Below are 20,032 nucleotides of genomic sequence, written 5' to 3'. Positions count from 1 at the left end.
GGCTCAGGCCGCCCCGAACGCCGTGAAGGCCCACCCCGTCGCCTGGTGCACCGCGTCGCCCGGCAGCGCGGCCCGCGCGTCGCGCAGCGCCTCCGCCAGGGACAGGCCGGCCTCCAGCCCCTTGTGTAGCGCGAGCATCAGGGGCACCACCGCGGCGTCGTTGACCGGCGCGGTGCACGCCACCACCCCGGCCGTGCCCAGCGGCAGCAGCGCGGTGACCAGGCCGAGCAACTCGTCGGCGCCGACCGACGCGAAGCGGGCGGTGTCGCAGCAGGGCAGGATGATCCGGTACGGGCTGCGGTCGAGCCGCTCGAAGTCGTGCACGATGAGCGGCCCGTCGGCCATCCGCAGCGACGAGAACAGCGGGCTGTCCGCGCGGAAGGTCCCGTGCGCCGCGATGTGCGCCAACGCGGCCCCGTCCAGCTCCCGCAACACGCTCGGCACCCGTGCGTCGTCGCCCTCCAGCACCACGGTTGCGCCCCGCACGGCGGCGCCGGTCCCGGGGGCACCAGAACGGGCCCGCCCGGCAGCGTCGCCCTCCGGCCCGACGACCTCCCCGCCGTCGCTGTCGACGAGCAGCGAAACCCGCCTCCCGCCGCCCTCCGCCGCGGCCGGCTCCCGCCGCCCCCCGCGCTCCCACCCACTCCGGGGCGGCACCGCGAGCGCCCCGGCGGGCCGCCCGCGTTCGCCGCGGTGCGGCCCGCCCTGCGACGGCAGCCGACGCGCTCCGGGCGACGGTGCGTGTTCGCCGCGGTCCGGCGTCGCGGCCTGCGGCGGCACTGAAGGCGTACCGGCCGCCTGCGCGTACTGCCTGCGACCCGGTCCGCCCGGTGCGGCTGCCTGGTGCGGCCCGGCGGGTTCCCCGTGCTCTCCGTGCTCCCCGTGCTCTCCGTGCTCTCCGTGTTCTCCACGCTTCTCGTGGTCCGGTGCGGCCTGCGGCGGCGTGGAAGGCGGGCCGGTCGGCCGTGGGTGTTCGCCGCGGTCCGGTCCGGGCTGTGGTGGTACTTGGTACGGCCCGGTCGGTTCGCCGAGGTTCCCCGGCCGGCGCTCGCCCTGGGGCGGCACCGCGGGCCGGGCGGCAGGCTCTGCTTGTCCACCGCGCTCCGGTCCCGGCGGCCGCGCCCCCGCGTACCGCTCGGAGAGTTCCGGCACCTCGGCGCCGCCGCTCGCCAGGCCGGGGCCGCGGACCAGGACCTGGCGGCCGCCGGGCGGGGGAGCGGTGTCCCTCGCACGCAGCCAACTGCTCGCCGACGGCGACACGCTGACGACGCGTTCCCGCAGGACGGGCAGCAGCGCCCACGGCACCCGGTGCAGCCGGCCCGGCGGGACCACCACGACCGGGCCGGAGCCGAGGTGGTCCGCGGCCGGTCCCAGCAGCAGGTGCTGGAGGCGGGCGCCGGCCGCCTCCACCACGGGCAGCCGTCCATCGGCCCCCGGATGGGCCAGCCGCCGCAGACCGGCCTGAACGTGCTCGGCCTCCCGTTCCGCCTCGGCCAGCAGCCCGGCCTCGAAGCGCCGTACCCTGCCCTGCCCGCACAGCAGCACGTGCACCCGCCCGTCGAGCACCGCCAGCTCCACCAGCCGCACCTCGTCGCCCAGCCGCCGCAACAGCCGCCCCACGTCGAACCGGTCGCCGTCGCCGGGCGCCTCGCCCCGCATGTGCAGGGTGCGGGAGCGGATCTCCCGCTCCAGGCGCCGCTGTTCGCGCTCCAGCGCGGGAGCGGGCCGGCCGCCGTCCGTGCGGGCCTCCTCCGCGCGGGCCGCCAGTTCCCGGAACGCCGTCATGGCGGTCAGCAGCACCGGATCGGCCGGCGGCCGGGTCGGCGGCGCCGACAGCACCGTCGCCCGCCAGCGCTCGCTCCAGCCCAGCAGCCGCCGCGGCCCGCCCGAGACCAGCGACGCCCGCTGCGCCAGCGCCGCCAGCTCCGCGCCCTGCGCGGTGGCCCGGGCCCGCAGCTCCGAGGCGCCCAGCGTCATCCGGTGGTCGTCGAGGACGTCCAGACCGCGCCGGCAGGCCTCCAGGACCCCCCGCGCCGACCCCGCCGCCCGCGCCCGCAGCGCCTGCGCCGCCCAGCCCGTCATCCGCGCCAGCGGCGGCCCGCTGTGCCGGCTGCGCGCGGCCACCGCCAGATGCCGTTCCGCGTCAGCGGTCCAGCCGAGGTCCAGCGCGATCCGGCCCGCCAGGAGCGAAGCCTCCGGCGCGGCCGGCGCACCGAAGGCCGCCAGCCGCTCCGCCACCGCCGCCGCGTCCGCGACCAGCCGCCCCGACCCGCGCCCCGTGGCGACCCGCGCCTCGATCAGCACCAGCCGGGCGTGCGTCTCGTACCAGGTGCGCCGCTGCCCGGCGAACAGCCGCACCGCGACGGCGGCGCGCGCGAGCGCCGTCTGCGGCTCGTCCGCCAGCCGGGCCGCCCGCGCGGCCACCAGCAGCAGCTCGGCCTTGCGGGTGGACTGGCCGCCGATCCCGTCCAGCGCCGCGATCGCCCCGTCCGCCTCCGCCAGCGCCTCGGTGGCCAGCCCCGCGGCCATCAGCACCTCGCAGCGCCGGATGGTCAGCATGAACGTCGGTGTGCCCAGCTTCCCGTATCGCTCCTCGGCCTCGTCGAGGAGCCGCAGCGCCGCCGGTACGTCACCCGACCGGAAGGCCGCCAGACCCCGGCTCTCCACCGCGTCGGCCTTGTCGTGCTCCTGGCCCGTGGTGTCCCAGAGCGCCTCCGCCGCGGTGAAGTCGGCGTCCGCCCGCTCCACCGAGCCCAGCGCCAGATGCACGGTCGCCCGCAGCGTCAGCGCCCGCGCCGTCCAGATCACGTCCTCCGCCTGCCGCAGCACCGGGATCGCCCGCCGTACGTCCTCCAGCGCCTCGCCGTGCCGGCCGAGGACCCACCACACGTAGGCCCGCCGGAACAGCACCCGCGCGCGCGTGTGGCCGCTCCCGCGCGCCACGCCCCGCTCGAACGCCTCAAGCCCCGCCCGCGTACGCCCGGCGTGCACCAGCGCGACCCCGAGCGTGGCCAGGACGTCCGCCTCCCGCTCGGCCGAGTCCGCGCGCGCGGCGAGGTCTCGGGCGCGCCGCAGATGGGCCAGGGCGCGCCGGGTGTCGCCGAAGTCCCGCTGCCAGATGCCGATCACCTGATGGGCGACCGAGGCGTGCAGCGGCGACGGATCGGCGCCGAGCAACTCCTCCGCCCGCGCCAGCGCTTCGCCCGGGGCGGCGAACACCATCGGCAGCAGGTCGAGAACCGAGTCGTTTCGCGCTGTCACCCCACGGATGGTAGTGCTCCGGAACCACGCCACACAGGTTCGAGTCTGTATCAATCGGCCGCCCCGGGACTCTGATTGACGACCGCTGCCACCACCGTGGTCACATCCGGGGTCACACCCGCTCTCACGCCCGGGGCCCCGGCCGTCGTCACCGCCACCGCCACAGTGGAGGACAAGAATGGCACCACAGCGATTCCGCGAGCAGTTCGACCAGATCCAGCGCTCGATGCCGGACGTCCCGCTGGCGATGGGCCCGGACGACTCCGCCGAGTTCTTCTACGAGAAGGGCGTCGTCCTCGCCCGCGACGGCGAGGAGGCCCGGCTCGTCGAGGACACCGTGCGCGACCACTTCACCACGATGGCCGGACTCATCCCGGACCACGTGCGCCGGGCGAGCCCCGAGTCCAACCGCACCGGCATCACCCGCATCCAGGTCGCCGACCCCGGCGAGGGTGCCCGCGACGGCGACCCCACCGTCGCCCACGCCCTGCGCTCCCTCAGGACGGTGGAGGGCCGCGCCGGCCGCCGGCTGATCAGCCGCAACCACGTCGTCTCCATCGCCGTCAACGCCTGCCCCGGTGACGAACCCGTCCCCGTCCCGCTGAGCGAGCCGCCCAACCCGGCCGCCGACGGGACGCCGTACGACGCCGAGACCGCCGTCGGCGTCCTCGTCATCGACACCGGCCTCATGCACGACTACCGGTCCTACCCGCTGCTGGCCCACACCGACGGCGACGCCCAGATCAGGGAGTGCGGCGACGACGGCGTCCTCTGTCAGTACGTCGGCCACGGCACCTTCATCGCCGGGCTCGTCGCCGCCGTCGCGCCCAACACGGACGTGACCGTCCGCAACACCCTCAACGACGCGGGCGCGATCCTGGAGTCGGAGCTGGGCGAGAAGCTCTTCGAGGCCGTCGACCGCGGCGGCTGGCCCGAGGTCCTCAGCCTCTCCGCCGGCACCTCCAACGGCCGCACCGACGGCCTGCTCGGCGTCCACGCCTTCATGGAGGAACTCCGCGACCAGCGCACCCTGCTGGTCGCCGCCGCGGGCAACAACGCCAGCGCCACGCCCTTCTGGCCCGCCGCCTACGCCACCCTGCCCGGCTGGGAGGACTCGGTGCTGTCGATCGGGGCGCTGCGCTCCGACGGCGAGTTCGGCGCCTGCTTCAGCAACCACGGCGGCTGGGTGCGGGCCTACGCCCCCGGCGAGCGCCTCACCAGCGCCCTCACCGGCTTCGGGACACCCGTGCCGTACGTCTACCAGCACTCCACCTACGACGCCTGCCGGTTCGGCTTCACCTACGCCTGCACCTGCCAGTACCCCCGGCACAACGGAGTGCTGAGCGAGCCGGGCGAGGCGCCCGCCAAGCCGGACCAGGTGATGTTCGAGGGACACGCGCAGTGGAGCGGCACCTCCTTCGCCACCCCCGTGGTCGCGGGACTGGTCGCCTCCCGCATGACGGCGCACAAGGAGACCGACCCGCGCGCGGCCGGGCGGCAACTGCTCGCGGCCAACACCGAGTACGCGGAGGTGCGCGGGGCGCACGTGCCCGCGCTGCTGCCGCCCACCTGGCGCCCGGTCCCCGTCGACCCGTCGGAAGGCGGGTCGTGAACGGCCTGCTGGCGGTCGGAACCATCCACTCCACGGCGTACGATGGCAGGTCGTACACGAGGGGTGGGACCGTGGACCGTGCAGATGTCGGGGCGCTCGTCCAGTCGGCGGCCGACGGGGACGCGGCGGCCTGGAAGTCACTGGTGGACGGGCTCGGCCCGCTGGTGTGGTCCGTGGCCAGGTCGCACGGGCTGTCCGACGCCGACGCGCACGAGGTGTACCAGACCGCCTGGTTCCGCTTCGCCCAGCATCTGGGCCGGATCCGGGAGCCGGAGAAGACCGGCTCCTGGCTGGCGAGCACGGCACGGCACGAGTGCCTGAAGCTGCTCAGGGCCTCCAAGCGGTGGACGCCGACCGACGATCCGCAGCTGCTCGACCGGCCGAGCGAGGACCGTACGCCGGAGGAGTCGGTGCTCGACTCCGAGGAGGCCGCCGCGCAGACCGAGCGCGTACGGCTGCTGTGGCAGGAGTTCGAGGAACTGGGCGAGCGGTGCCGCCAGTTGCTGCGGGTGCTGATCTCCTCGCCACCGCCCAGTTATCAGGAGGTGTCCGCCGCGCTGGGTATCGCGGTGGGCAGCATCGGGCCGATGCGCCAGCGCTGTCTGCGCCGGCTGCGGGCCCGGCTGGAGGCACGGGGGACGAAATGAGCGATCTCAACGACGAGCACGACGAGCACGACGGGGAGCTGCACGACGGTCTCCTTGAGGAGGAGCTGCGGCAGGCCGCCGCGATCCTGGACCCGGTCCCGGCCGAGCTGCGGCGAATCGCCGTCGACGCCTTCGTCCTGCACGACCTGGACGCCCGCGTCGCCGAGCTGACCTTCGACTCGCTGGTGGACGGCATCCCCGTCAGGGGGGAGACGGACCCGCCGCGGATGCTGACCTTCCGCACGGACGCGGTGACCGTCGACGTGGAGGTGACCGCGGACGGCCTGATCGGCCAGCTGCTGCCGCCGGGTCCCGCCGGGATCGAGGTGCTGAGCGGCCCGCGGGCCCACGCGCGGCTGACGGCGGACGACATGGGCCGGTTCGCCGGAGACGCACCGCCCGCCGGCCCGTTCGCACTGCGGCTGCGGACCGGCCGCGAGGTGGTCGTGACGGAGTGGCTGCGGGCCTGAGCGCGCCGCCCGCCGGGTGCGGGGCTACCAGGTGCAGGGCAGCGTGCGCGGACCCCTGATCATGGTCTTGCGGCGCCAGGCCACCTGCTCGGCCGGGACCGCGAGCCGCAGCCCCGGGAGCTGGTCGAGGAGCGTGTCGACGAGCAGCTCGGTCTGCATCCGGGCGAGCACGGCGCCGGTGCAGAAGTGGTGCCCGTTGCCGTACGCCAGGTGCGGGTTGGGGTCGCGGTCCAGGTCGATGCGGTCCGGGTCGGGGAAGACGTCCGGGTCGCGGTTGGCGGCCAGGTACGAGACGTACACCGGCTCACCGGCGGCGATGCGCGTCCCGTGCACCTCGACGTCCTCCAGGGCGATGCGGGCGAGGCCGACCGACGTGCGGTGCGAGATCCAGCGCAGCAGCTCGTCAAGGGCCGTGCCGCGCGCCCCGGGCCGCTTGCGCATCCGCGCCATCAGCTCGGGGCGGGTGAGCAGCAGGTACAGCATCTGGCCGACGTTGTGCGTGACGGCCTCGCCGCCGATCTGCAACGGCCCCGCGAGCCCGACGGCCTCCGTCTCGCCGACCTCGCCGCGGCCCACGGCGGCGCCGAGCATCGCGTACACGTCGGTGCCGTCGCTGCCGGCCCGGGCACGGACGGTCTCCGTGATCCACCCGTACAGGCCCTGCTTGGCCCGCTCGGCGGCCTCGGCGCCGCCGGAGGTCGAGATGATCTGCCGGGTCCAGGAGTGCACGCGCTCCCGGTCTGCGGCCGGCACGCCCATCACCTCGCTGACGACGGCGATCGGGAAGGGCTCCAGGACCCGCTCGACCAGGTCGGCCGGCGGGCCCTCGGCGAGGATCCCGTCCACCAGCCCGTCGAGGATCTCCTGCGCCCGGGGCCGCAGCCGTTTCGTGGCGCCGACGGTGAACGCGCCCGCGACCGCTCGCCGTAGCCGGTTGTGGTCGGGCTGGTCGGCGAAGGCGAGCGAGCCGGGCCGCGGCTTGAAGTGCGGTGCGAGGCGCGTGATCTGACGCTTCGTCACCTCGGCGCGTCCGAAGCGCGGGTCGTTCGTGATCGCCTTCACGTCGTCGTACCGCGTCGCCAGCCAGGCCCAGCCCTCGCCGTGCGGGAGCCGGACGCGGGTCAGCGGCCCCTCGCGCATCAGCTCGGCGAGGACCGGATCGAATTCCGGGCCGTCCAGGTCGAGGGCGGGCCAGTCCCGTACCGGGGGCGGCGACTGGCCGGTGAGCGTGGTGGTCTCCTGCGTCATCCCCCCACCCTCGCCGCGCACCCGTCCGGCTGTCGCGCGGGAGTGCTCCAGCCGGTGGGACAGGCCGGCCGTCCTCAGCCCGACACGGCGTCGACGAGCGCCGCCAGCGACCCGGCGAGCCGGGACAGCCCCGGCCCGGCCGGACCGCCCGGCTCCGTCATGTAGGTGTCCCGGCGGATCTCCACCATCAACGCGCCGACCTCGCTCCGCGTCCCGTAGAAGTCCAGCGGCACGTACGTCCCGCCGAACGGGCTGTCCAGCCCGGTCTCCCCGCACGGGGCGAAGGCCTCCCGGGCCCCGGCGAGCAGCCCGGGCGACGTGTGGAAGGCGTCGGTGCCCAGGCAGACGGGCGGGCGCGGACCCTCACGGTGCAGTTCGTAGGGGAGCGGCTCGGTCGGGTAGGAGTGCACGTCGATGATCACGGCCCGGCCGGTGGCCGCGATCCGGTCGGCGACGGCCTCGGTCATCGCTCGCGCGTACGGCCGGAAGTACCGCTCGATCAGCGGCGCGGGGTCCATGTCCGCGGCGCGCAGCTCCTCGCGGTGCGAGGTCCGCGTGTACACGGCGCCCATCCCGACGGCGGTCATCTCCTCCCGCTCGTCCGGGAACCGCTCCGGGTCGACCACCAGCCGCGACACCCGGTTCACGAACCGCCAGGGCGCGACACCGGCCAGCTCGGCGGCCCGCCCGGCGATCTCCGCGGTGTGCGAGTCGGTCATGTGGTCCAGCTCCCGCTCCAGCTCCCGGTCGGACAGGACGATGCCGCTCCGCACGTCGGCCGGAATCTCGCGGGAGGAGTGCGGCACGTGCAGGATCACCGGGGACGCGGCGGCGCCCGGCAGGAGTGCGAAGGCGGGCGGGGCGTCGGTCACGGGGCGGCTCCGAGGGCGTTGTCAGTGGGGTGCGGCAGGATCACGGGGACGGTACCGGGCAGCGAGGACGCAGCGAGGACAGGGGGCACCATGCCGATCACCAACCAGCGGGTGGCCGCACACCGGTTTCTGGCCGGACTGTACGAGGACGACTACTTCCCGCACCCGGTGGTGGACCGGGGCCGCGACATCCTGCTCCGGCTGTGCGCCCGTGTGGAGGCGGACCGGCCGGGCGACCTGGCGGCGCTCTATGCGCTGACCCACGCGGCCACCGAGGAGTTCAACGAGCTGGAGGCGGCCTTCGAGGAGGCGGGCAGCGAGATCGAGACCACGGCCCGGGAGGAGATCGGCGAGGCCTTCTGGTTCGTCGCCGAGGCCTACGGTTTCGCGGACGCGGACCCGGAGGAGCTGATCGCGCCGCGGGAGTGGTGAAGCGGCGGCACCCCGCCTCCGAGGGACGGAGACGGGGTGCCGGGGTCCGTGCGGGCCCGGGGAGGATCAGGCGAAGGACGCCAGGGCCTCGTTCCAGGTGGCCGACGGGCGCATGACCTCGGCGGCCTTGGCCGGGTCGGGCTGGTAGTAGCCGCCGATCTCGGCGGGCTTGCCCTGGACGGCGTTCAGCTCCTCGACGATCTTCTGCTCGCTCGCGGTGAGCGACTCGGCGAGCGGCGCGAAGGCCTTGGCCAGGTCCGCGTCGTCGGTCTGCTTCGCCAGCTCCTGCGCCCAGTACAGGGACAGGTAGAAGTGGCTGCCGCGGTTGTCGATGCCGCCGACGCGGCGGGTCGGGGACTTGTCCTCGTTGAGGAAGGTCGCCGTGGCGCGGTCGAGGGTGTCGGCGAGGACCTTGGCCTTGGTGTTGCCGGTGGCCTCGGCGTACTGCTCCAGGGACGGCACCAGGGCGAAGAACTCGCCCAGCGAGTCCCAGCGCAGGTAGTCCTCCTTGACCAGCTGCTGCACGTGCTTGGGGGCCGAGCCGCCGGCACCGGTCTCGAAGAGGCCGCCGCCCGCCATCAGCGGGACGACCGACAGCATCTTGGCGCTGGTGCCCAGCTCCAGGATCGGGAACAGGTCGGTCAGGTAGTCGCGCAGCACGTTGCCGGTGACCGAGATGGTGTTCTCGCCGCGGCGGATGCGCTCCACCGACAGCTTGGTGGCCTCGACCGGGTTGAGGATCCGGATGTCCAGGCCCTCGGTGTCGTGCTCCGGCAGGTACGCCTTGACCTTGGCGATCAGGTTGGCGTCGTGGGCGCGGCCCTCGTCCAGCCAGAAGACGGCCGGGTCGCCGGTGGCGCGGGCGCGGGTGACGGCGAGCTTGACCCAGTCGCGGATCGGCGCGTCCTTGGTCTGGCAGGCGCGGAAGATGTCACCGGCGGAGACCGTCTGCTCCAGCACCGCGTTGCCCGCGGCGTCCACCAGGCGGACCGTGCCGGTGGTGGGGATCTCGAAGGTCTTGTCGTGGCTGCCGTACTCCTCGGCCTTCTGCGCCATGAGGCCGACGTTCGGGACCGAACCCATGGTGGAGGGGTCGTAGGCGCCGTTGGCGCGGCAGTCCTCGATGACGGCCTGGTACACACCGGCGTACGAGGAGTCCGGGATCACGGCGAGGGCGTCGTGCTCGCCGCCGTCCGCGCCCCACATGTGACCGGAGGTGCGGATCATGGCCGGCATGGAGGCGTCGATGATGACGTCCGAGGGCACGTGCAGGTTGGTGATGCCCTTGTCGGAGTCGACCATGGCCAGCTCCGGGCCCTCGGCCAGCTCGGCATCGAAGGACGCCTTGATCTCCGCCCCCTCGGGCAGGGACTCCAGGCCCTTGTAGATGCCGCCCAGGCCGTCGTTCGGGGTGAGGCCGGCCTTGGCGAGCGTCTCGCCGTACTGGGCGAAGGTCTTCGGGAAGAAGGCGCGCACCACGTGGCCGAAGATGATCGGGTCGGAGACCTTCATCATCGTGGCCTTCAGGTGCACCGAGTACAGGATGCCCTCGGCCTTGGCGCGGGCGACCTGCGCGGTGAGGAACTCGCGCAGCGCGGCGACGCGCAGCACGGAGGCGTCGACGACCTCGTCCTTCTTCACCGGCACCGACTCGCGCAGCACCGTGGTGGTGCCGTCGTCGCCGACCAGCTCGATCCGCAGGGTGCCGTCCTCGGCGATCACCGTGGACTTCTCGGTGGAACGGAAGTCGTTCTCGCCCATGGTCGCCACGTTGGTCTTGGACTCGCCGGTCCAGGCGCCCATGCGGTGCGGGTGGGTCTTGGCGTAGTTCTTCACCGACGCCGGGGCACGGCGGTCGGAGTTGCCCTCGCGCAGCACCGGGTTGACCGCGGAGCCCTTGACCTTGTCGTAGCGGGCGCGGACGTCGCGCTCCTCGTCGGTCTTCGGGTCGTCCGGGTAGGCCGGCAGCGCGTAGCCCTGGCCCTGCAGCTCGGCGACGGCGGCCTTGAGCTGCGGGATGGACGCCGAGATGTTCGGCAGCTTGATGATGTTGGCGGCGGGCGTCTTGGCCAGCTCGCCCAGCTCCGCGAGGGCGTCCGGGATGCGCTGGTCCTCGGTGAGGTACTCCGGGAACAGGGCGATGATGCGGCCGGCCAGCGAGATGTCGCGGGTCTCGACCGCGACACCCGCCTGCGAGGCGTACGCCCGGACCACCGGCAGGAACGAATACGTCGCCAGGGCCGGGGCCTCGTCAGTGTGTGTATAGATGATGGTCGAGTCAGTCACCGGGTGCTCCGCTCCACGTCTGCAACATTGCTCGACATCAAGATATCTCGTGATCGACCCCGGCTCGACAGGGGTCGCGGGGAGATTCCGGCCACCTCGGGGTCAGGGGAGCGGGACGACGTCCTCGCCCGCCCGCTGCTGCGGCAGGACCACGGCCCCCTGCTGGAGCGCGACCGTCCGGGCGGGCGACGGGATCCGGATGCCCTCCGCGCGGTAGCGCCGGTGCAGCCGCTTGATGAACTCGTGCTTGATCCGGTACTGGTCGCTGAACTCGCCCACGCCCAGGATCACCGTGAAACCGATCCGCGAGTCGCCGAAGGTGTGGAAGCGGATCGCCGGCTCGTGGTCCGGCACCGCGCCGCTGACCTCGGTCATCACCTCGGCGATCACCTCGTCCGTCACCCGCTCCACGTGGTCCAGGTCACTGTCGTAGGAGACGCCGACCTGGACCAGGACCGTGAGCTGCTGCTCGGGCCGCATGAAGTTGGTCATGTTCGATTTCGCGAGCTGGCCGTTCGGGATCACCACCAGGTTGTTGGACAGCTCGCGCACCGTGGTCTGGCGCCAGTTGATGTCCTCGACGTAGCCCTCCTCGCCGCTGCTGAGCTGGATGTAGTCGCCCGGCTGCACGGTCTTGGAGGCGAGGATGTGAATGCCCGCGAAGAGGTTGGCCAGCGTGTCCTGGAGGGCCAGCGCCACCGCGAGGCCGCCCACGCCCAACGCGGTGAGCATCGGCGCGATGGAGACGCCCAGCGTCTGGAGCATCACCAGGAAGCCGATGGCCAGCACCAGGATCCGGGTGATGTTGACGAAGATCGTGGCCGACCCGGCGACCCCGGAGCGCGAGGTCGTCACCGTCCGCACCAGCCCGGCGACCACCCGGGCCGCCGTCACCGTCGCCACGAAGATCAGCAGCACCGTCAGGACCTGGTTGACGCCGTGCTGCACCGTCCGGGTCAGCGGCAGCGCCGCCGCCGCGCCGGCCACCCCGGCCGCGACCGCCGCCCACGGCGCCATCGTGCGCAGTGCGGCCACGATCACGTCGTCGCCGCCCCAGCGGGTGCGCCCGGCGTGGCCCGCCAGCCAGCGCAGCAGCATCCGCAGCAGGAACGCCCCCAGCAGACCCGCCCCCAGCGCGATGCCGGCGGGCAGCAGGTGGTCCATGGTCAGGTCCTCGGTCACCGGCCGCCTCCAACGAACGACTACGGAATCAACGAATGCCCACGGCATGTCGGGGATGCGCGACCCGGCCGAACCGCAAGGCAGTTCGACCGGCGCGAGGGCTCATCCTGCCGTATCCCGGGCGGTGTTCCGTACCGTGCCGAGGCGCGGAACGGGGCGTTTCAGACGATGCCCTCGGCGAGTTCCGCCTGCTCACGGTCGTCGCCGTAGGCCGCGGCCGTCGGCGTGCCGTACGAACGGCGGGCGACGAACCACCACACCGTGGCCAAAACCAGTACGACGACCAGGGCGACGACGGCGTAGTTCATCGTGTCGGCCGTCACCGGGGACGACTGGGGGAGGCAGAACAGCACGGTGACCAACGCCACCCACACCACCGCGACCCACCCGACCGGCCTGCTCCACCGGCCCAGGTTCCAGGGCCCCGGCGTGAACCGGTCGCCGGCCCGCAGCCGCAGCAGCACCGGGATGGCGTACGCCGGGGTGATGCCGATGACGTTGATGGCGGTCACCGCGCCGTAGGCCGTCGCCGAGTACAGGGACGGCACCGCCAGCAGGCAGGCCACCGCCACCGACAGCCACACCGCGGCGACCGGGGTCTGGGTGCGGGCGGAGACCTTGCGCCACAGCGACGAGCCGGGCAGGGCGCCGTCCCGGCTGAACGCGAACACCATCCGGCTGGCGGCGGCCACCTCGGCATTGCCGCAGAACAACTGCGCCACGATCACCACGAGGAGCAGCGCGCTCGCACCGTCCGTGCCCAGGCCGTCCAGGAGGATCTGCGCGGGCGGCACGCCGGTCGCGGTGTCGCGGGTCGCGTCGTAGTCCTGGATCGCGAAGGTCAGTCCCGCCAGCAGCACGAAACCCGCCAGCCACGACACCCAGATGGCCCGCACGATGCCGCGCGCCGCCGACACCGAGGCGTTCGAGGTCTCCTCGGACAGGTGGGCGGAGGCGTCGTAGCCGGAGAAGGTGTACTGCGCGAGCAGCAGGCCGATCGCCGCCACGTACAGCGGGTTCTCCCAGCCGGTGTCGTTGACGAACTCGGTGAAGACGAAGGACGGCGACTGGTGGTGGTCGGGCACGATCACCAGCGCGCCGACGATCAGCGCGACACCGGCCAGGTGCCACCACACGCTGACCGAGTTGAGCACGCTGACCAGCCGCACGCCGAACAGGTTGAGCGTGGCGTGCAGCAGCAGGATCACGACGAAGATCAGCATCGTCTTCTCCGGCGTCGGCTCGAAGCCCCACTGGAGGTTCAGGAACGCGCCCGTGAACAGCGCCGCCCCGTAGTCGATCCCAGCGATCGCGCCGAGCAGCCCCAGCAGGTTCAGCCAGCCGGTGTACCAGCCCCAGCGGCGGCCACCCAGCCGGTCGGCCATGTAGTACAGCGCGCCCGAGGTCGGATACGCGCTGGTGACCTCGGCCAGCGCCATCCCGACGCAGAGCACGAACAGGCCGACGCCCGCCCACCCCCACAGCATCACGGCGGGGCCGCCGGTGCCCATGCCGAAGCCGTACAGGGTCATGCAGCCGGAGAGGATCGAGATCACCGAGAAGCTGATCGCGAAGTTGCCGAAGCCGCCCATGCGGCGGGCCAGCACCGGCCGGTAGCCGAGTTCGCGCAGGCGCTGTTCCTCGTCGGTGGCGGACGGTTCAGAGGGGCGGGACATGGCAGACCTCCGGGGACGGAAGGGTGGGGGGTCAGGGGCGCCGTCGGCCGTGGCCACGGCCGCGGGCGGCCGAACGGCTGCGCGTGCGGGCCTGGAGGAACACCTCCACCGCCCGCCCGGCCGAACCGTCGCCCGGGGCCCGGCAGGCCCAGGGCAGCGGCGTCCAGTAGGGGCCGAGCGCGTCGAACACCTGGTTCGCCTCCCGGAACCGGAGGGCGCCCCACAAGGCGTGGGCCAGGTGGTTCAGGTCCGGCAGCGACCGCTCGTCCAGCGGGGAGAGCGTGAACCAGGAGTCGAACGCCTGCCGGGCCTCACGGGCGGCGTCCTCCGCCACCCAGTGCAGATCAAGTGCCGCCTCCCGCGCGCCCGAACGGCGGTAGCGCTCCACCCGCACGTACAGCGGCAGCACGTGCAGCGCCGAGCCCGGCGGCGCCGACCCCGCCGCCCAGTGCGCGAACCCCGCCGCTTGGGCGAGGCGGTCGGAGCCGCCGCGCGGATGGAAGAACTGCAGCATGCGGTGGTGGGCCTCCCGGTTGTACGGGTCGCGCTTTCCGGCCTCGGCGAGCAGTCCCCACGGTCCCGGCGGCAGCATCGGCTCCGGCGGCGCCATCCGGTGCTCCTCCCAGCGCAGACCCTCGTCCAGCCGGGCCAGCGCCAGCAGACACACCCACGGCACCGGATCGTGGGGCGCGGCCCGCGTCGCCGCGTCGCAGGCGTGCCAGGCCTGGAGCCACAGTTCGCCCGTGCGGGGATGGGCCTCGCGGTGCGCCCGCAGCGCACGCTCCACGACCACCCGGGCGTGCATCACCGCCGCCGCCACGCTGTCCGGCTCCTCCGCGAGCCAGGCCCGCACCACATCCGTACCGGCCGCGGAGGCGGCCAGCACCTGGGTGCGGCGCGTCCACTGCGACCAGGTGCCGGTCTGCTCCAGCAGGATGCGCATCGACATCCAGCGCCCGGCCCGCACCTCCTGGAGGGCGGAGCGCAGCGCGGTGTCGTGTCCGGCGGGGTCGTAGGCGGGCTGTGCTCCGTCCCTGGCCATCACACGCCCGCTGCGAGGAGCGGAACGGACCGTACGGCAGCATGGCGTGACAAACAGCCCTCCCCGGGGGCGGCGGTGCGGTGGTCGAGCGGTCGGCGCACACTATAGAGGCGGAGGTTCCGCCTCTGTTCACTTTTGCCACAGCGGCGCAAAACCGTTGCCACCAGCGCGAACTGACGGACGGTCAGTCAACCTTGACGCGGTGTGTCCGTGCGGGCAGGCTGGCGCGCAGTGATCGCCGAGACCGTCGGCGCGGGAGCCGGGAGGTGCCGATGCCGGACGCGGTACTCGCCGTCGACCAGGGCACGTCCGGCACCAAGGCGCTGGTGATCTGCCCCGAACGGGGCGTCGTCGGCACCGGATTCGCCGAGGTCCGGCCCCGGTACCTGCCCGGCGGCCTGGTCGAGGTGGACCCGGAGGAGCTGTACGGCTCGGTGGTCGAGGCCGGGCACCGGGCGCTCGCCGACGCCGGCGAGCCGGTCACCGCGCTGGGCCTGGCCAACCAGGGCGAGACGGTGCTCGCCTGGGACCCGGACACCGGCCGCCCGCTCACCGACGCACTGGTCTGGCAGGACCGCCGGGCTGCACCCCTGTGTGCCGAACTCGACGACCACGCCGACGAATTGCGCCGTCTCACCGGGCTGCCCCTGGACCCGTACTTCGCCGCGCCGAAAATGGCCTGGATACGACGGCACCTCACCCGCGAGGGACGGGTCACCACCTCCGACAGCTGGCTGGTCCACCGCCTCACCGGCGCCCACGTCACGGACGCCGCGACCGCCTCCCGCACCCAGCTCCTCGACCTCGACCACGCCGAGTGGTCGCCGCGCGCCCTGGAGCTGTACGGCCTGACCGGCGAACGGCTCCCGGCCGTCGTGGACAACGCCGCCCACGTCGGCACGGTGCGGGCCTTCGGGCCCGAACTCCCGCTCACCGGACTCGCCGTCGACCAGCAGGCCGCGCTGCTCGCCCAGCGCGTCACCGAATCCGGAACCGCCAAGTGCACCTACGGCACTGGCGCCTTCCTCCTCGCCCACACCGGCGGCACACCGCGCCGGGGCGCCTCGGGCCTGGCCGCCTGCGTCGCCTGGCGGCTCGACGGCCGCGCCGACCACTGCCTGGACGGCCAGGTGTACACGGCCGCCTCCGCCGTACGCTGGCTCACCGGCCTCGGCGTCATCACCGGCGCGGCCGACCTCGACCCCGTGGGCGCCACGGTGCCCGACACCGGCGGCGTCACCTTCGTCCCGGCACTGGCCGGGCTGGCCGCCCCCTGGTGGCGCGGCGACGTGCGCGGCTCGCTCACCGGCCTCGGCCTGGACACCGCGCCCGGGCACCTGGTGCGCGCCCTGTGCGAGGGCCTCGCCGCCCAGGTCGCCGAACTCGCCGACGCCGCCGCGGCCGACCTCGGCACCCCGCTGACGGTCCTGCGCGCGGACGGCGGCCTCACCCGCTCCGCGCTCCTCATGCAGACCCAGGCCGACCTGCTGCAACGCCCCGTCGAGGTCTCCGCGCTGCCCGACGCCACCGCGCTCGGCGTCGGCACCCTCGCCCGGCTCGGCGCGGACCCGTCCCTCACCCTCGCCGAGGCGCTCCCCACCGCCGGACCCACCACCGTGTACGAGCCCCGTATCACCGCCGACGAGGCCACCGAGCGCCGCACCCGCTTCCGCGGGGCGGTCACCGCGCTGCTCGCCGGGGGCCCCGCGTGAGCGTCACCGCGTCGGGGGCGCCGCCCGTCGAGCCGTACGACGTGGCGATCGTCGGGGCCGGGGTCGTCGGGTGTGCGATCGCCCGGCGGCTCGCACACCACCCGGGGCTGCGCGTCGCCCTCGTCGAGGCGCAGGACGACGTGGGGCAGGGCACCTCCAAGGCGAACACCGCCATCCTGCACACCGGGTTCGACGCCGTACCCGGCTCCCTGGAGTCCCGGCTCGTGCGCGAGGGCTCCCGCGAACTCGCCGCGTACGCCGCCGAGTCGGGCATCCCCGTCGAACGCGTCGGCGCCCTGCTCGTCGCCTGGGACGAGGAGCAGCTGGCGGCGCTGCCCCGCCTCGCCGAGAAGGCCCGCCGCAACGAGTGCCACGACACCCGCGTCCTCGGCGCCGCCGACCTCTACGCCCGCGAACCCCGCCTCGGCCCCGGCGCGCTCGGCGCGCTGCACGTACCCGGCGAGAGCATCATCTGCCCGTGGACGACGACCCTCGCGTACGCCACCCAGGCGGTCCGCGCCGGAGTCGACCTGCACCTCGAAGCGCCGGTCACGCACGCCGGTCGCACGGACGGCGTCCACCGGCTCGACACCCCGCGCGGCCCGCTGTACGCCCGGCGGCTCGTCAACGCCGCCGGACTGCACGCCGACACCCTCGACCGGAGCCTCGGCCACGACGACTTCACCGTCACTCCGCGCCGGGGCCAGCTCGTCGTCCACGACAAGTTCGCCCGCGCCCTGGTCCGCCACATCCTCCTGCCCGTCCCCACCGCCCTCGGCAAGGGCGTCCTGGTCGCCCCCACCGTCTACGGCAACGTCCTGCTCGGCCCCACCGCCGAGGACCTGGACGACAAGGGCGACACGGGCTCGACGGCCGAGGGACTGCGGCGCCTGCGCGAACAGGGCCGCCGTATCCTCCCCGCCCTGCTGGAGGAGGAGGTCACCGCCGTCTACGCGGGCCTGCGCGCCGCCACCGAGCACGACGACTACCGGATCGCCGCCCACCCCCACCAGGGCTACGTCACCGTCGGCGGCATCCGCTCCACCGGCCTCACCGCCTCCCTCGCCATCGCCGCGCACGTCACCGCCCTCCTCGCGGACACCGGCCTCGACCTCGGCCCCCGGCGCCCGCTCGAACCGGTCCGCATGCCGAACCTCGGCGAGGCCTTCCCCCGCCCCCACCAGCGGCCCGACCTGGTCGCCGCCGACCCGGAGTACGGCACCCTGGTCTGCCACTGCGAACGCGTCTCCCGCGGCGAGATCCGCGACGCCCTCGCCGGGCCGGTCCCGCCCCGCTCCCTGGAGGGACTGCGCCGCCGCACCCGGGCCCGGGCGGGCCGCTGCCAGGGCTTCTACTGCGGGGCGGCGGTGCGCGCGTTGTTCGAGGAGGCGCAGGGGTGACAAGTCGACAGGTCGACGTCCTGGTGGTGGGAGCCGGGCCCGCCGGGCTCACGGCCGCCGCCCGGCTCGCGCGGACCGGCGCACGCGTCGTGGTCCTGGAGCGCGAACAGTCGCCCGGGGGAGTCCCCGGACACTGCGCGCACCGGGGCTTCGGCGACCGGCCGCACGTCCTGACCGGCCCGGCCCACGCCCGCCACCTCGCCGACGCGGCCGCCCGCGCCGGAGCCGACCTGCGCACCGGCGTCACCGCCCTCGACTGGGCGGGCCCGCGCGCCCTCACCACCGTGGGACCACGCGGTGCGGAGACCCTCGCCGCCCACGCCGTGGTGCTGGCCACCGGCGCCCGCGAACGGCCCCGCGCCGCCCGTCTCGTCCCCGGCACCCGCCCCGCCGGCGTTTACACCACCGGCGAACTCCAGCAGGCGGTCCACCTGTACGGGCAGCACATCGGCACCCGCGCGGTGATCGTCGGCGCCGAGGGCGTCTCCCACGCCGCCGCCGACACCGTACGGGCCGCCGGAGCGGAGGTCCTCGCGCTGGTCACGGAACTGCCCCGGGCCCCCGCCGCCCCCGCGTGGGCCCTGCCGGCCCGTCTGCGACAGCGCACCCCCGTGCTCACCGGCACCACGGTCACCGAACTCCTCGGCCGCGGGCGCCTGTCGGGCGTGCGCGTACGGCACCGCGACGGCCGCACCACGGTGCTGCCCTGCGACACGGTGGTGTTCACCGGTGACTTCGTCCCCGACCACGAACTCGCCCGGCGCGGCACCCTGACCCTGGACCCCGGCACCCGCGGCCCCGCCGTGGACGGCGCCCTGCGCACCTCACGGCCCGGTGTCTTCGCGGTCGGCAGCGTGCTGCACGCCGTCGAGAGCGCGTACACGGCGGCCCACGAGGGCGCGCACGCCGCGACCGCCGTACGCGAGTGGCTCCAGGGCGGCACGGGCACGGCGGACCCGTACTGGCCCGGTGGCGTCCCCCTCCTCGCGGGCCCGCCCCTGCTCCGCATCGCCCCCAACCGCGTCACCCCGGACGACCGCCTCCCCTACCTCCTGCGCACGGCGGTCCCGCTGCCCCGCCCCGTCCTGTACGTCACCCAGGACGGCCGCCCCCTGCACCGCGAGCGGTTCCACCTCACCACCGCCGTGCCGCACCGCCCGCTGAAGCTGACGGCACGCTGGACGCACCGGGTCGACCCCCGGGGCGGGCCGGTCCACGTCACCGTCGCCCGACCGCACCCGGGATGACCTCCCGGGCCGCCGCTCAGATCACCCGCATCCGCACCAGTGCCGCCAGTGTCAGCGCCCCCGGCAGCAGCGGCAGCCACACCGTCAGCAGCCGGAACGCCAGTACCACCGCCGTGGACACGGCCGCCGGCCCGCCCGCCGCCACCAGCGCCACGACCAGCGCCGCCTCGACCGAACCGATGCCGCCCGGCGTGGGCACCAGCGCCACCGCGACCGTCGCCGCGAGATACGCCACCGCCATGTGCCCGGCCGGCAGCGGCAGCCCCAGCGACCGCCCCACCAGGACCAGCGCCGAGGCCTGCAACAGGGGGAAGGCCAGCGCGCCGCCCCACAACGCCAGCGCGCGAACCGGCCGGGCATGCACCGACCGGGCCTCGCCCAGTGCCGTCCGCAGGAAGGAGAGCAGCGCCCCGCGCAACCGCGGCAGCAGCGCCAGCACCACCGCCGCCACGACCGGGACCGCGCCCGCGACCACCAGCAGCGGTCCCACGGCTCCCTCGGGCAGCAGGGTGCCGAGCCGCAGCGCGCCGGGGAACGCGATCAGCAGGGCGCCCAGTACGGCGAGGCGGCCGACGCTCTCCGCCAGCAGGTAGAGCGCGAGCGCGGCCGAGGATCGGGCCAGCGGCAGCCCGCACACCGTCATGAACCGCAGGTTCACCGCGCTCGCGCCCAGGCCCGTCGGCAGCAGGTGGTTGGCCGCGCCGGCCGCGAACTGGGTGGCCAGCAGCCGCCGCGCGGGCAGCCGCTCCACCACCGCGCCCTGCCGGGTGCAGGCGGCGGCAACCCAGGTCAGACAGGTCGCGCCGGCCGCGGCCAGCAGCCAGGGCCACCGGGCGGTGGCGAGCTGGCCGAAGCCGTCGGCCAGCACGGACCGGTGCCGCACCGCGACCACGCCCACCAGGAGCAGCGGGAGCACACACAGGATCCTTCGGACCGGCACACGGT

The 20,032-nt window shown here is 74.5% G+C and carries 15 protein-coding genes; 7 read left to right on the top strand and 8 right to left on the bottom strand.

Translation table 11 applies throughout. The annotated features are described in order from the left end of the window. Positions 1–3: 3 nt before the first annotated feature. Positions 4–3,222, bottom strand: coding sequence for a CHAT domain-containing protein (locus tag ACFYZ3_RS32235; protein ID WP_388525277.1), 3,219 nt, complete (start codon positions 3,220–3,222; stop codon positions 4–6). A gap of 217 nt (positions 3,223–3,439) precedes the next feature. On the opposite strand from ACFYZ3_RS32235, the gene ACFYZ3_RS32230 reads away from it, so the two are divergent. The 3 genes from ACFYZ3_RS32230 (at position 3,440) to ACFYZ3_RS32220 (ending at position 5,990) form a co-directional block, all read left to right on the top strand. Beyond that, positions 3,440–4,873, top strand: coding sequence for a S8/S53 family peptidase (locus ACFYZ3_RS32230; protein WP_388525150.1), 1,434 nt, complete (start codon positions 3,440–3,442; stop codon positions 4,871–4,873). Between the two features lie 71 nt (positions 4,874–4,944). Beyond that, entirely contained in the window at positions 4,945–5,520 is a 576-nt protein-coding gene (locus ACFYZ3_RS32225; protein ID WP_037923721.1) for a sigma-70 family RNA polymerase sigma factor, read from the top strand. Continuing rightward, entirely contained in the window at positions 5,517–5,990 is a 474-nt protein-coding gene (locus ACFYZ3_RS32220) for a hypothetical protein (protein ID WP_388525147.1), read from the top strand. The genes ACFYZ3_RS32225 and ACFYZ3_RS32220 overlap by 4 nt, the downstream gene beginning before the upstream one ends. Positions 5,991–6,014: 24 nt before the next feature. Here ACFYZ3_RS32220 and ACFYZ3_RS32215 read toward each other — a convergent pair whose 3' ends face one another. Beyond that, a complete protein-coding gene (locus ACFYZ3_RS32215; protein ID WP_388525144.1) occupies positions 6,015–7,238 on the bottom strand; it encodes a cytochrome P450 in 1,224 nt (407 codons plus the stop codon). A gap of 74 nt (positions 7,239–7,312) precedes the next feature. Continuing rightward, positions 7,313–8,110 carry an N-formylglutamate amidohydrolase gene (locus tag ACFYZ3_RS32210; RefSeq protein WP_388525142.1) on the bottom strand — a complete coding sequence of 266 codons (798 nt, stop codon included), beginning with the start codon at positions 8,108–8,110 and terminating at the stop codon, positions 7,313–7,315. Positions 8,111–8,200: 90 nt separating this feature from the next. Here ACFYZ3_RS32210 and ACFYZ3_RS32205 point away from each other — a divergent pair, with 90 nt between their 5' ends. Continuing rightward, entirely contained in the window at positions 8,201–8,542 is a 342-nt protein-coding gene (locus ACFYZ3_RS32205) for a DUF5713 family protein (protein ID WP_361014257.1), read from the top strand. 66 nt (positions 8,543–8,608) lie between these two features. On the opposite strand, the gene ACFYZ3_RS32200 is transcribed toward ACFYZ3_RS32205, so the two are convergent. The 4 genes from ACFYZ3_RS32200 to ACFYZ3_RS32185 form a co-directional block, all read right to left on the bottom strand. After that, on the bottom strand, positions 8,609–10,828 hold the full coding sequence (locus tag ACFYZ3_RS32200) for an NADP-dependent isocitrate dehydrogenase (protein WP_388525139.1): 2,220 nt from the start codon (positions 10,826–10,828) through the stop codon (positions 8,609–8,611). Positions 10,829–10,930: 102 nt separating this feature from the next. Further along, on the bottom strand, positions 10,931–11,992 hold the full coding sequence (locus ACFYZ3_RS32195) for a mechanosensitive ion channel family protein (RefSeq protein WP_388525275.1): 1,062 nt from the start codon (positions 11,990–11,992) through the stop codon (positions 10,931–10,933). Positions 11,993–12,171: 179 nt separating this feature from the next. Beyond that, positions 12,172–13,686 (bottom strand): amino acid permease, encoded by a 1,515-nt coding sequence (locus ACFYZ3_RS32190; protein WP_388525136.1) that lies wholly within the window; start codon positions 13,684–13,686, stop codon positions 12,172–12,174. Positions 13,687–13,717: 31 nt separating this feature from the next. Beyond that, positions 13,718–14,728 carry a hypothetical protein gene (locus tag ACFYZ3_RS32185; RefSeq protein ID WP_388525133.1) on the bottom strand — a complete coding sequence of 337 codons (1,011 nt, stop codon included), beginning with the start codon at positions 14,726–14,728 and terminating at the stop codon, positions 13,718–13,720. Between the two features lie 272 nt (positions 14,729–15,000). Between ACFYZ3_RS32185 and ACFYZ3_RS32180 the strand changes: the two genes are divergently transcribed. Genes ACFYZ3_RS32180 through ACFYZ3_RS32170 form a run of 3 tightly spaced genes read left to right on the top strand, consistent with a single transcriptional unit; the run spans position 15,001 to position 19,087 of the window. Further along, positions 15,001–16,440, top strand: a complete 1,440-nt coding sequence (locus ACFYZ3_RS32180; protein WP_388525130.1) for an FGGY family carbohydrate kinase — start codon at positions 15,001–15,003, stop codon at positions 16,438–16,440. Beyond that, complete coding sequence (locus ACFYZ3_RS32175; protein ID WP_388525127.1) at positions 16,437–17,840, top strand: FAD-dependent oxidoreductase; 1,404 nt, start codon at positions 16,437–16,439, stop codon at positions 17,838–17,840. Before ACFYZ3_RS32180 ends, ACFYZ3_RS32175 begins: the two co-directional genes overlap by 4 nt. After that, positions 17,837–19,087, top strand: coding sequence for an NAD(P)/FAD-dependent oxidoreductase (locus ACFYZ3_RS32170; RefSeq protein ID WP_388525124.1), 1,251 nt, complete (start codon positions 17,837–17,839; stop codon positions 19,085–19,087). Before ACFYZ3_RS32175 ends, ACFYZ3_RS32170 begins: the two co-directional genes overlap by 4 nt. Before the next feature lie 16 nt (positions 19,088–19,103). On the opposite strand, the gene ACFYZ3_RS32165 is transcribed toward ACFYZ3_RS32170, so the two are convergent. Further along, the gene (locus ACFYZ3_RS32165) at positions 19,104–20,003 is read right to left on the bottom strand and encodes a YbhN family protein (RefSeq protein WP_388525122.1); all 900 of its coding nucleotides are present in this window, start codon (positions 20,001–20,003) and stop codon (positions 19,104–19,106) included. Positions 20,004–20,032 lie beyond the last annotated feature (29 nt).

Origin of the sequence: Streptomyces sp. NPDC001599, from assembly GCF_042893535.1 — a bacterium.
GTDB lineage: Bacteria > Actinomycetota > Actinomycetes > Streptomycetales > Streptomycetaceae > Streptomyces.
Note: the sequence above shows the minus strand (reverse complement) of the source record. Positions and strands in the feature narration are given on the sequence as shown.